The 12,023-nt window shown below is 58.6% G+C and carries 13 protein-coding genes and 1 pseudogene; 9 read left to right on the top strand and 5 right to left on the bottom strand.

From position 1 onward, the window contains the following. Positions 1 to 369 precede the first annotated feature (369 nt). A complete protein-coding gene (locus ACA043_RS16685) occupies positions 370 to 729 on the top strand; it encodes a DUF6124 family protein (RefSeq protein WP_497657454.1) in 360 nt (119 codons plus the stop codon). Between the two features lie 180 nt (positions 730 to 909). Here ACA043_RS16685 and ACA043_RS16680 read toward each other — a convergent pair whose 3' ends face one another. After that, positions 910 to 1,851, bottom strand: coding sequence for an aromatic alcohol reductase (locus tag ACA043_RS16680; RefSeq protein ID WP_497657453.1), 942 nt, complete (start codon positions 1,849 to 1,851; stop codon positions 910 to 912). Positions 1,852 to 1,947: 96 nt separating this feature from the next. On the opposite strand from ACA043_RS16680, the gene ACA043_RS16675 reads away from it, so the two are divergent. Continuing rightward, on the top strand, positions 1,948 to 2,421 hold the full coding sequence (locus ACA043_RS16675; RefSeq protein WP_497657452.1) for a winged helix-turn-helix transcriptional regulator: 474 nt from the start codon (positions 1,948 to 1,950) through the stop codon (positions 2,419 to 2,421). Beyond that, positions 2,400 to 2,552, top strand: a pseudogene (locus ACA043_RS16670) (transposase domain-containing protein); the annotation flags it as partial. The gene ACA043_RS16675 and the pseudogene ACA043_RS16670, both read left to right, overlap by 22 nt. Before the next feature lie 38 nt (positions 2,553 to 2,590). Here ACA043_RS16670 and ACA043_RS16665 read toward each other — a convergent pair. Then, positions 2,591 to 3,073: a GNAT family N-acetyltransferase gene (locus ACA043_RS16665; protein WP_497657451.1), complete on the bottom strand. Its 483-nt coding sequence runs from the start codon at positions 3,071 to 3,073 to the stop codon at positions 2,591 to 2,593. 508 nt (positions 3,074 to 3,581) lie between these two features. Here ACA043_RS16665 and ACA043_RS16660 point away from each other — a divergent pair. After that, positions 3,582 to 3,941, top strand: a complete 360-nt coding sequence (locus ACA043_RS16660) for a DUF6124 family protein (protein ID WP_497657450.1) — start codon at positions 3,582 to 3,584, stop codon at positions 3,939 to 3,941. A 157-nt stretch (positions 3,942 to 4,098) separates the two neighbouring features. Here the strand turns inward: ACA043_RS16660 and ACA043_RS16655 are convergent, their stop codons facing one another. The 3 genes from ACA043_RS16655 to gspI form a co-directional block, all read right to left on the bottom strand. Continuing rightward, positions 4,099 to 4,488, bottom strand: coding sequence for a hypothetical protein (locus tag ACA043_RS16655; protein WP_497657449.1), 390 nt, complete (start codon positions 4,486 to 4,488; stop codon positions 4,099 to 4,101). Positions 4,489 to 4,555: 67 nt separating this feature from the next. After that, positions 4,556 to 5,839, bottom strand: a complete 1,284-nt coding sequence (locus tag ACA043_RS16650) for a hypothetical protein (protein WP_497657448.1) — start codon at positions 5,837 to 5,839, stop codon at positions 4,556 to 4,558. Between the two features lie 111 nt (positions 5,840 to 5,950). After that, a complete protein-coding gene (gene gspI, locus ACA043_RS16645; RefSeq protein ID WP_497657447.1) occupies positions 5,951 to 6,328 on the bottom strand; it encodes a type II secretion system minor pseudopilin GspI in 378 nt (125 codons plus the stop codon). A 148-nt stretch (positions 6,329 to 6,476) separates the two neighbouring features. Between gspI and gspG the strand changes: the two genes are divergently transcribed. Genes gspG through gspD form a run of 5 tightly spaced genes read left to right on the top strand, consistent with a single transcriptional unit; the run spans position 6,477 to position 11,991 of the window. After that, a complete protein-coding gene (gene gspG, locus ACA043_RS16640; RefSeq protein ID WP_497657446.1) occupies positions 6,477 to 6,935 on the top strand; it encodes a type II secretion system major pseudopilin GspG in 459 nt (152 codons plus the stop codon). A gap of 8 nt (positions 6,936 to 6,943) precedes the next feature. Then, positions 6,944 to 7,900: a type II secretion system minor pseudopilin GspK gene (gene gspK, locus ACA043_RS16635; RefSeq protein WP_497657445.1), complete on the top strand. Its 957-nt coding sequence runs from the start codon at positions 6,944 to 6,946 to the stop codon at positions 7,898 to 7,900. After that, entirely contained in the window at positions 7,897 to 9,075 is a 1,179-nt protein-coding gene (gene gspL / locus ACA043_RS16630) for a type II secretion system protein GspL (protein WP_497657444.1), read from the top strand. The genes gspK and gspL overlap by 4 nt, the downstream gene beginning before the upstream one ends. Next, on the top strand, positions 9,068 to 9,616 hold the full coding sequence (gene gspM, locus ACA043_RS16625) for a type II secretion system protein GspM (protein ID WP_497657443.1): 549 nt from the start codon (positions 9,068 to 9,070) through the stop codon (positions 9,614 to 9,616). The genes gspL and gspM overlap by 8 nt, the downstream gene beginning before the upstream one ends. Further along, the gene (gene gspD, locus ACA043_RS16620) at positions 9,613 to 11,991 is read left to right on the top strand and encodes a type II secretion system secretin GspD (RefSeq protein WP_497657442.1); all 2,379 of its coding nucleotides are present in this window, start codon (positions 9,613 to 9,615) and stop codon (positions 11,989 to 11,991) included. Before gspM ends, gspD begins: the two co-directional genes overlap by 4 nt. Positions 11,992 to 12,023: the final 32 nt, after the last annotated feature.

The following is a 12,023-nucleotide window of genomic DNA, read 5'->3' as shown; positions in this document are numbered from 1 at the left end:
GCAATGAGGCATCGATAAACGCCAATGTTTAAAAAGACATTTCCAAACACTCTCTCAGGCTACATATCCTTGCGCCTTTGCCTACAGCTACGCCAGAATCCGCCGGCTTGTGCGCCTTGGGGGCGGGTTTTATTGTGGTTCGGTTGCTGACGAATCAGCGATCGGATTTGACCGTCCGCCCAATATCAAGGCGCGCCAGCGTTCTGCACGTGTTCAGGCATTGTCTGAAATCATGTCGCGGTGGCTGTGCGTGGGACACCTTCGGGTGTGCCGGATTCCTTGATGTCCGGTCGGTCAACCCGCGTACAGCTGCCACCTTGTTTGTTTGACCGCGAACGGTGGCGGCTCCAGTCATCAAGGAGTTTCACCATGATCAAACCAACACCCAACCCGCCCGAAACCGACTCGGTTTCCCCTTACGAATCCCTCGACTCCAGAAAACTCCACGAAGCCGCCGACCGCGCGCTCGACCATTACCTCTGTCCGCCCGGTTCCACGCCGCCTCCACGTAAAAGCCGTGGGATGTATGCGGTGACGGCGGACCACAAGAATGAAGAACTGCTGATCGATGCCAGTGAAACACTCGCTTCGGCCCAAACCATCGCCCAGAACGTGGCCAGTCTGTTGCCGGCCTCGCAGCGTCGGGCGTTGTTGGGGATTGCGCAGTTGATCATGCTGGGGGAGCTGGCGGTGAGTCGGGCGTTGGATAATTTGCAGTTGCCGGGGTGATGCGGGTGCCGGGATCACCTGGTGATTGATCGGGTGTTCATTCTGGCGCCTTCGCGAGCAGGCTCGCTCCCACCTTTGAGTGTGTTCCAGGGTGGGAGTGCGCTGGCTCTTCAGCCGCGATAAGTTTCGCGACGATGTACGCCTATCTGTGCCCGCGAATGGCGGGCTGCTTTCTTTGCCTCAATCGACTGTCAGGTTATCCCGGGCCCACTGTTCAGCCGTAGTGACCTGAATCGACTGCTGTTCGTTGAAAGTCCCCGCTTTAGGCCACGACACACCTCTGCCTTGTGCAAATACGGCGCGGTATTTTTTGATGTGGTGAGTGGGGTCTTTTTCCAGTTCCTGCATCAGGTACGGAACCGTCCAGACGTTACGCTTGAACGGCCGCCCCAGCACGCGTTCAAGCAGGCTCGCCACCTGCCCGTACGTCACCGTGTCGCCAGACAGGTACACGATCTCATTGCGAAAGCGCGGTTCGTAGAAAACGATGTCCGCTGTCAGCTTACCGATGTCCTCCGGTGTCGTGAGCGTCACGCTGGTTTCCAGGCTGCCCAAGGCGTTGACGGTGTCGTTCTCAAAATCGACGACCTCAAATACCGGCTCGAACAAAAAGCTGGTGAACATGCCGGTCGAGATGATCACCCACTCGGTTTTATCCTGGGCGCGGAGCAACTCGCGCACGTCGAGTTGCGCATCGAACAAATCCTGCGGGCTGCCCCGGCCAATCACTTCGAAATCGACGCCAAACTGCCAAGGGAAATAGCGCTTCACGCCGGACCTGAGCGCTGCTGTCGCCAGTTTCATCGGCGTTTCACGGCCCGCGACCATGCCTGCGCAGCCTATGACGGTATCGAATGCCGCGAACACTTCGGCCAGTTGATCGATGGAGTCGTTGACCAGGTCTGCAGCGACCATCTGGATGCCCAGACCGCGCAGTTCATCGATTTCCCGCTTTTTCTCAGGGGCTTGCGTGTTGATGGTCGAATCCCTGAGCAAGACGCTGATGGTGCTGCCGGGCGAGCGCTTGGCTACCCGCGCAAGATTGCGCAGCACCGGCAGGCCGAGTTCGCCGGCGCCGAGTACAAGAATGGATTGTGGGGAAGGGTGGGTCGCTGCGGTCATGATGTCTCCTGAGATCCGTCGTCTGTATGATCTGCCGATGCTGGCACGAATGCGCAGCGCTCAGAAGAAGGCACACGCGTGATACCAGGGGGACACATGACCGATGAGGAAACCCTTAGCCAGGCAGAAGCGATCTGCCAGACGCTAAGACGAGACGATGATGGCGTGCGGCGCGAAGTCCTGGCTCACGCCGGTAGCCGCTGGTCACTGGGCATCCTGCATGCCCTGGGTGTGTACGGCACGATGCGCCATGCCGAGATCAAACGGCAAATGACCGGCGTGACTCAGCGCATGTTGACCAAGACGCTGCGTGCGCTGGAACGCGATGGTTTGCTGATACGGCGAGAGCTGGATCAAGTGCCGCCCCATGTCGAGTACGAGCTGACGCCGTTGGGTATGGAGTTGTTGGTCCGTATGTCGCCGATTTGGACGTGGGTTGTGGAGCACGTCGATGATTTTCGCGAGGCGCGTCGTGCGTTTGATAGTCAGAGTGGGAAAAAGCCTTCTTGGCAGGTTCCGGTGGTGGGGCTGGTCGATTCGGATGCGTCCGACGAGCGGCGGCGATCATGAGCTTGATCCAGTCTGCGCGGTTGAATGGTCATGATCCGTACGCGTATCTGAAGGATGTTCTCACGCTCCTGCCGACGCAGCGGGCGAATGAGATTACCGAACTACTGCCGCACAGGTGGATGCCCATCTAACGGTGCAACCTCTGACGGGGCACCGCAACAAGATCTGCCTAGTCGCCAAAATTAACGGCATTACCCTTAGCCCGGACATAATAATTATCGAATTCACCGCTTTCGACGAACACGAAGCCATGGCGAGTGTAAAAACGATTTGACGCGCTTTCCTTGAGAGCACCCACCTTGATGGGACGCCCGATCTCATCAGCCTCTCTGAAAATCCGAGTAAGCACTTCAGAGCCGATTCCTGCTCCTTGAGCACTGGGTATCACATACAAGTGGTCAAGCAGAAGTTCGCTCTGATGGTCTTTGATTACGACAAAACCGACCAGATCACCTGATACTTCTATGCGGCGTGTGCTGTTAGCGTCGAACCCATCAAGAAATCGTTCGCGCGCACGATCTGGGTTAAATCGTCCAAGCCGTTCAAGGCTCTCGCGCATGGCCTCAATCCTGATGGCTACCAGATCTTCCAGGTCGTTATTGGAAGCTGCGCATAAAACGACAGCGGAGTTTTGATCAGCGGAGGCTGGCATAACAAGCACCCTAAACATGGCCGGTGAGTGATTATAGAGAACAGAATCCGCATAACTGCTACTGCCCCGGTTGAATGGGGGCGATGGCTCCCTATCAGCTTCAGGGGGATGTATTCGCGTTGGGGCAAGTGGACGGACGCAATGAGGATTCCGATAAACACCAACGTTTAAAAAGACATCTCCAGACACTCTCTCAGGCTACACATCCTTGCGCCTTTGCCTACAGCTACGCCAGAATCCGCCGGCTTGTGCGCCTTGGGGGCGGGTTCTATTGTGGTTCGGTCGCTGACGAATCAGCGATCGGGTTTCGCAGCCCGGATCAATCAAGGCGCACAGCGCTCCCAATCTCGTTGCCATTTTCGGCAATGTTGCTTTATGGCGGCTGTGCGCGGGATACCTTCGGGTATGCCGGGTGCCTTGATTCCCGGTCTGCGAACCTGCGTACAGCTGCCACCTCCCTTCGTTTCGCAGCGAAATGTGGCGGCTCCAACAATCAAGGAGCTTCACCATGATCAAACCAACACCCAACCCGCCCGAAACCGACTCGGTTTCCCCTTACGAATCCCTCGATTCCAGAAAACTCCACGAAGCCGCCGACCGCGCGCTCGACCATTACCTCTGTCCGCCCGGTTCCACGCCGCCTCCACGTAAAACCCGTGGGATGTATGCGGTGACGGCGGACCACAAGAATGAAGAACTGCTGATCGATGCCAGTGAAACACTCGCTTCGGCGCAAACCATCGCCCAGAACGTGGCCAGCCTGTTGCCGGCATCGCAGCGTCGGGCGTTGTTGGGGATTGCGCAGTTGATCATGCTGGGGGAGCTGGCGGTGAATCGGGCGTTGGATAATTTGCAATTGCCGGGGTGATGCGGGTGCCGGGATCACCTGCTGATTGATCGGGTGTTCATTCTGGCGCCTTCGCGAGCAGGCTCGCTCCCACAGGGTTTTGTGCTGATTGCAGATGCTGTGTACGACGCTGAAACCTTTGGGAGCAGTTGATTATTACCGTGCCGTCTTCGTGTGGCTATTGAGACGCCTCGGGACATTCACGGGTCCATCGCGTCACCGTCATGTCATTGAATTGCTCACCGATGGTATCGACGCGTAGGCAAGTTCCTTTCTTCGCGTAGTACAAGATGCAGCGCGAGCTATCAAACGAGCAGGTATCCAGTTCGAAGAACTTGCGTACAGCCAGCTCGCGCTCCACGCCACTGTATTCATAGCCGTCGGTGGTATGCATCTGCGTCGGCTTCCATGCTTGTTTGACTAGCTTGGACTTGGCCGCCACCAAACGCTCACCGATGACGATGCCTGCTGGGCCGCGCTTGTCGTTTGGCGCCTGTGAGCCATCGGCAAACGCGGCGCTGATACCCATGCAATAAAGTGCGACAAGTACGAGGGTCGAAGCCTTCATTTGACAGTTCCTCCAGCCGCGCCCCCAAAGGGAAATTATCTTCAAGTACACCTTGAAAGTTGTATGTCTACTCCTTCGTCAGATTCTCCGCAGCACTGTGAGCGCTCATTACTTGTTCATAGTAGGGGCGCTGCTTTATCCAGCAATCGCACAGTTGGCAGTAGTTGGCAATGATGGAAAGTGTACCTAGCGCTTCATTGAAGTCAGGTCTTGGATCCTTGTCGTATTCCTCCATAAGTGCCTGGAGGTCCAGTTTTTGAGCGAATTCGGTGTTGCTTGGGTTTGAGGTTAAGACCCAGTCAAGAATGTCTATTTGATGCTGTGCATCTTTCCTGAGCTCAAGATGGTTAGCAAGCCATGTGTTAATTTCCATTTCTGTTGGAGTGACGGGTAAAGACCTCACCAGTTCTTCAGTTTTTTTCATTACAAGTTGCAGCTGGTTCGACGCTTCATCTGCAGCATTATAATGATGCTTTATGATTTCGCAGGTTTTAACGAAAAGCTTTACCTGCTTGTCAGCGGCGGGGCCGTCCTCGTGAAGGAATGTGGACTTGGCTCTCGGCTCCAGAAAATAATGGCGCCATGAGGCGCTGATATGTTCGATGGAAATGTCGGTCTTGGGAGAGTCGACCATCCGCTGGGTGATAGGCATCAAGTCTCCCTTTGCAGCGTCAATGAAATTCGTCATGCCCTCTAATTGGTCAATTAACTTATGAAACTGTTTGCTAGCATCGAACGCCTGCTTAGTTGTTGCAGCGACATAGTTATCTATTTTATGGGCGGCGAGAGTCATGGGGTAAGTCGTCTCATCAGAGTAGTGACTTATTCCAATTTCGACTTCGGAAAGCGGGCGGTGAATCCAATCTGGGCTCGACCTGGTAAAGGTGTGGATATCTATTGGGAGCGTTTTACGGCTCGATTTTTCTGAGCATTGTAGTTTGCAGTCTTGAAAAATTTGCGCGATGAACTGAGAACAAACCATGCCTTCGTTATCTGAAAATGTTGATTCGTTACCTATCAACGCAGTCAGTTTGTATTTCTGCCCATAGTAATAATTTGCTCGCTGAATCAGATCGCTAATCGCCGCTTGGTCTACCGTTTTATGCCTGACCAACAAAGAATTGGCAACGTCGTAGGTGTGATGCACATCATCCCATTGACGCAGGGTTATTCCGATGCGTGGATTTGCATCCATGATCAGGTTTTGCCCGGTCACTACGGCGACATGTGAATAGCTCGATCTTTGTAACCGTGTGATCGACTGAATCGTCATATTGGGCTTGGTCAACAGACTCTTTCCTCTCAGTAGCAGGATGTCACCAAGCTGAGGCAAGTCGTGATCAAAATCCATGAGGTTCGTCCTGATCCAAAAGGTGTCGATAGGGCACGTAAAACGCGGCCCTATATACTTTCAGAAAACAGGCTTTCAGGAAATCGATGGACACCCGAATTGCTAATGGCCTCAGTCCTGGGGCCTGTTCAGCAACGTCTCAAGCCTGGCCAACGGCGGCGCAACCTGACTACGGTCAAACACCTGCACGCCAACCTTGAGCAACCGCCCATTCTCCACCGTTGCGATCACTTGCTCGCAGCGCAGCAATAGTCTCCCCTGATCACACTCCACCGCTTTCATCCCCATCGGCAATCGCCCCTCCAACTGCAACTCCGCCATACGGCTTTGCCCCGCAATCAGGGCAATCGACCGATCCCGCAACACCCCATTGCTCTGCGTCATCAACCCCGCCACGCGCACGGCCGCTGACATCGCCACGGCAATAATCGCCAGTGCCACCAGCACTTCAATCAGGGTGAAACCCGCTTCTTGCGAACGCGCACGCATAAATGGCCCAAAACCAAAGCACAGCCCTCGACGCTAACCCCCGTCCTTGACGGCTTGACGACGAAAACTCCCGAGGATTTTCAACATCCCTGACATATCTTCTTGCAACACTGCGCGTCGAATCGAATCAAGCCAAAGGAATGTCGAGATGGATATCGCACCGTGCAAACCGCCTGAGCAGTTGCCGCGCAAGCCCCGTGGGCAGCAGGGTTTTACCCTGATCGAGATCATGGTGGTGGTGGTGATTTTGGGGATTCTGGCGGCGATGGTGGTGCCCAAGGTGCTCGACCGGCCGGATCAGGCGCGGGCGACGGCGGCGAAGCAGGACATTGGCGGGTTGATGCAGGCCTTGAAGTTGTATCGCCTCGATCACGGCACTTATCCGAGCATGAACCAGGGTTTGAAAGTGCTGGTGGAGCGGCCGGCGGATGCGAAGAACAGCAACTGGCGTTCGTACCTGGAGCGTTTGCCGAATGATCCGTGGGGCCGTCCTTATCAGTACCTCAACCCGGGTGCCAACGGCGAGATCGACATTTTCTCGCTCGGTGCCGACGGTCAGCCGGACGGCGACGGCGTGAATGCCGATATCGGTTCCTGGCAGCTGTAAGGCCGGCCATGAACAGACGTTCGCCTGATCTGGCGAAGCAACAAGGCATGGCGATTATCAGCGCGTTGCTGATTGCGGCCGTGGTGGCGGTGATTGCGGCGGGTATGTTGACGCGCCAGAGCGTTTCGACCCGTGCGCTGGAGGCCGATCAGCAGCGCGTGCAGGGGCGCTGGATTGTGCAGGGCGGCGTGGAGATCAGTCGCCAATTATTGTGGGACGCTCGCCAGCGCGATCCGCTGACCCGGCTCGATCAGCCGTGGGCGCAGCGCTTGGTGGCGCAGGGTTTCGAGGGGCGGCTGGAAGACGAGCAGGGCAAGTTCAACCTACGCAATCTGGTGGCCAACGAGCGTATTGATGAGGCGCAGGTGCAGGCGTTTCAGCGCTTGTGCGAGTTGATCGGGATCAGCGCCGGTTTGAGTCAGCGCATCCGTCAGCGGGTGATCGAGTCGTACCCGCGACTGTTGAATCCGCAGATGGCCGAGAACAATAACGGCGTCGACAGCGGTCGGGCCACATTGCCCAACGCCTCGCGCAAACCCCAAAATCCGACGTTGCCGATGCTGCGCAGTCTTGATGATTTGCGCAGCGTCGACGGCGTGAATGACGCGGTGATTGGCGAACTGGCGCCTTACCTGACGGTGATTCCCGCGACCACCTGGGTCAACGGCAACACGGCCACCGCGCCGGTGCTGGCGGCGTATGTGCCGGGGCTGTCGCTGGAGCGTGCGCAGGCGTTGATCAATGAGCGCGACGCCGGGCGCTGGTTCATCAACCGTGGCGACTTCGTCAACCGCTTGCGCATGCCGAATCTGGAAGTCAGCAGCGTCAAGATCGGCATCACCAGCGACTGGTTTCGCCTGCGCGGTGAGGCGCGACGCGAGCAGCGCCGGGTCAGCCTCGAGGCGTTGTTGCATCGCAGCCAGGATCGGTTGCCGCAGGTGATCTGGTCGCGGGTGGGCGTATGACTCAACTAAGGGTTGCGCTGCCGCCATTGGCGGAGCTGGAACTGGACAGTACGTTGAGTTGCGCCTGGCTGGATCGTCAGGGCCAGGTCAGCCGTGAAGACTGGCTGACGTTGGCGCAGTTGATTCAGCTGCCGAAACTGCCGCCACTGCTGTGTTTTTTGCACCCGGCGGACAGCCTCGTGGCGAGTATCGATTTACCGCCGCTGCCGGCCAACAAAACGGCGGCAGCGGTGCAGTGTGCGGCGCAGGCGCTGATGCTCGGCAACAGCAGCGAAATGCACATCGCCCACAGTCCGCGTGATGAAGCGGGGCGGGTGCAGATTGCGTGGGCGCCGCGTCAACACTTGCTGCACCTTGCGCAGCTACTCAAGCAATCCGGCCTGAACCTGCGCGGTTTGTACCCGGCGGCGTACAGCTTGCCGGTGCTGCCGGGCATGGTCGCGTGCGTGCAGGACGGCCATCTGTTGCTGCGCGAAAGTCTGCAATCGGCGCGGGTGCAACCGTTGTTTGATGAAGGCGTCGACAACACGCTGTGGGAGCCGGGCGTAACGCTGCACTGGATCGGCGCTGAGCCGCCACCGGGTGCCGAACTGCCGATGAGCGAAGCCCAGCGCTGGACCGGGCCGGTACCGGGTTGGGGCTTGCACGGCGTGCTGCAACAGCAAGTCACTGAACATCGTGGTTGGGGGCGGGCGCTCGGGTTGTCGGCGCTGGCCGTGGCGGTGTGGGTGATCGGTTTGAATCTGTATGCGGCTCGCGAAGCCAGTCAGGGGCAGCAGCTCAAGACGCAAATGAGTCTACGGGTGAAGCAGACGTTCCCCGAGTTGCCGGTGATCCTCAACCCGCTGCAGCAGGCCCGCCAGCAACTGGCGGCGCGGCAGCAAGGCGCGGTCGATGATCCGGCGCAGAACTTCAGTCGCCTGGTGTTGCAGGCGGGCACCGGCATGCCGTTCATGGCCGGTAGCGTCGAGCGTCTGGCCTATGTCGACGGGACGTTGCAACTGAGCCTGTTGAGCGATGCCCGTCGCACCGGCAATGACAAGGATTGGCAAAGCACCCTGACCCAGGCCGGGATCAGCGTGACGGCCGATGACGATGGCTGGACCTTACGTCCGGCCGCTGAAACCAGCACCAGTGAAAACCAAGACAACAGCAGCGAGGCAGACGATGAATAAGGCCGCGCTTGCGATGTACCGCGCCCGTTGGCAGGGCTTCAACCGTCAGTTGCAGGCGCGCTGGCAGCCGTTGGCGTTGCGTGAGAAACGCATGGTCGGCGGCATGGCAGTCGCGCTGCTCGGTTTGCTGATTTGGGTTGCGCTGATCCAGCCACCGCTGAAAAAAATCAGCTATTGGCAAACCGAAACCCCGAAGTTGCGCGCCCAGACCGAAGCGCTGGAAGTGCTGCTGCGTGACGTCAGCGTGCGCCCGAATGGGCAAAGCGTTGGCCAGTCACTGGAGCAAACCCTGCAGGCCAGTGGTCTGGCCGGGCACTATCAATTACAGGCGGCGGATGCCGGTTCATGGCAGTTGACCTTCGACGCCGCGCCAGCCGACGCAGTACTCGACTGGCTGCTGAGTCAGCCGTCGCAACTTTCTCTGCAAGTGGTCGAGGCCCGTCTGCAACGCGCGGAAAACGCTTCGACCGAAGTCACTGCCGGCACTTTGTCAGGCACCGTTCGCATGGATCAGGCGCTGGGCGCTAAGGAAGCTTCATGAAGGAGTCAAGGTCCAAACCGGCACGCATGGCACTGCCGATGCTGCTGATGGCGTTGAGCGCGTGCAGCAACACCAGCACACCGCCGAATCAGCCGCCGTTGCTGGTCGACAGCGAACTCGGCCGGCCGCTGGCCAACACTCAGCGCAGCGGTGACGCGGTACTGGATCGGGAGCGCGCGCAGGCCCAAGCCAGACCGGCGCCGAAGCAATTGCACAACATCACCGAGCGCAGCCGTGGCGGTGGCGTTGCTCGTGGAACCACATTGCCGAGCAATCCGTTGGGCGAGCAACCGGTGACGCTGAATTTTGTCGATGCCGATATTCAAGCGGTGGTGCGCGCGTTATCGCGCTCGACCGGCCAGCAGTTTCTCGTCGATCCACGGGTCAAAGGCAACATGACGCTGGTTTCAGAGGGGCAGGTGCCGGCGCGTCAGGCCTACGACATGCTGCTGTCGGCGCTGCGCATGCAAGGCTTCGCCGTGGTCGATGTCGGTGGCGTCGCCCAGGTGGTGCCGGAGGCCGACGCGAAACTGCTTGGCGGGCCGATCTATAACGCGGACAAACCGGCCGGCAATGGCATGCTCACGCGCACGTTCCGCCTGCAATACGAGAACGCGGTGAACCTGATCCCAGTGCTGCGGCCGATCGTCTCGCCGAACAACCCGATCAACGCTTACCCCGGCAATAACACCATTGTCGTCACCGATTACGCCGAGAACCTCAATCGTGTTGCGCAGTTGATCGCGGGCATCGACACACAGAGCGCCATCGACACCGACGTGGTGCAGATCCAGAACGGCATTGCCGCTGACATCGCGCCAATGGTGGCCGATTTGCTGGACGCGCCGGGCAACGACCCGACGCAGAAAATCGCCGTGATTGGCGATCCGCGTTCGAACACCATCATCATTCGTGCCGGCAGCCCTGAACGTACCGAGCTGGCGCGCAACCTGATCTACAAACTCGACAACGCGCAAAGCAATCCGAGCAACTTGCATGTGGTGTATCTGCGTAACGCGCAAGCGGCGAAACTGGCGCAGGCGTTGCGCGGTTTGCTCACTGGCGAGAGCGACAGCGGCACCAGCGACAGTGCACGTTCGGTGCTCAGTGCGATGGGCAGCAACGGTAGCAATGGCGGTTCGAGTGCTCAGAGCGGCACGCAAACCAGCGGCACGACCTCGACCACTTCCAGCAATGGCAGCACTGGCGGCAGTTATGCGCAGGGCAGCAGCCCGACCAGCAGCGGCGGCACCCAGACCAGCGAGCAAAACGTCGCCTTCAGCGCCGGCGGCGTGACGATTCAGGCTGACGCGACCACCAACACCTTGCTGATTTCGGCGCCGGAGCCGCTGTATCGCAACCTGCGTGAAGTCATCGACTTGCTCGACCAGCGCCGTGCGCAAGTGGTGATCGAAAGCCTGATCGTCGAAGTCGGCGAGGACGATGCCAGTGAGTTCGGTGTGCAGTGGCAGACCGGCAACCTGGGTGGCAATGGCGTGATTGGTGGCGCGAATCTTGGTGGTTCCGGCTTCAATCTCAGCGGTAAGACCAGCATTGATGCGCTGCCGCAGGGTTTGAACCTCGGCTACGTCAACGGTACGGTCGATATTCCCGGCATCGGCAAGATTCTTGATCTGAAAGTGTTGGCGCGAGCGCTGAAGAGCAAGGGCGGCACCAACGTGTTGTCGACGCCGAACCTGCTGACGCTGGACAACGAAGCGGCGAGTATTTTCGTCGGCCAGACCATTCCGTTTGTCAGCGGCAGTTATGTCACCGGCGGTGGCGGCACCAGCAACAACCCGTTCCAGACCGTGACCCGCGAAGAGGTGGGTTTGAAGCTCAACGTGCGTCCGCAGATTTCCGAGGGCGGCACGGTCAAGCTCGACATCTATCAGGAAGTCAGCAGCATTGACGAACGTGCCTCCGCCAGTTCGACCTCGGCGGGTATCGTCACCAACAAACGTGCAATCGACACCAGCATCCTGCTCGACGACGGCCAGATCATGGTGCTCGGCGGTTTGCTGCAGGATGGCTACAGCCAGAGCAATGACGCGGTGCCGTGGTTGTCGACCATTCCGGGCATCGGCGCGCTGTTTCGCAACGAACGGCGAGCGATCAGCAAGACCAACCTGATGGTGTTCCTGCGCCCGTACATCATTCGCGACAGCGAAGCGGGGCGCAGCATCACCCTCAATCGCTACGACTTCATGCGCCGCGCACAGGGTGGTTTGCAGCCGGAGCGCAGCTGGGCGATGCCCGATATGCAGGCGCCACAATTGCCTGCGGCGGCGCAAGGGGTTCCTGATTCGGTTCCGGCTTCGGGACCCCGTGCGACCATCAAAGCCGTGCCGATCAAAGCAGGCCCACGGTTATGAGCGCCGATCCCAAAGTTGCAGTGAATCCTGTG

The organism is Pseudomonas sp. LBUM1648 (assembly GCF_059716145.1).
This window is presented reverse-complemented; position numbering and strand designations above follow the sequence as displayed.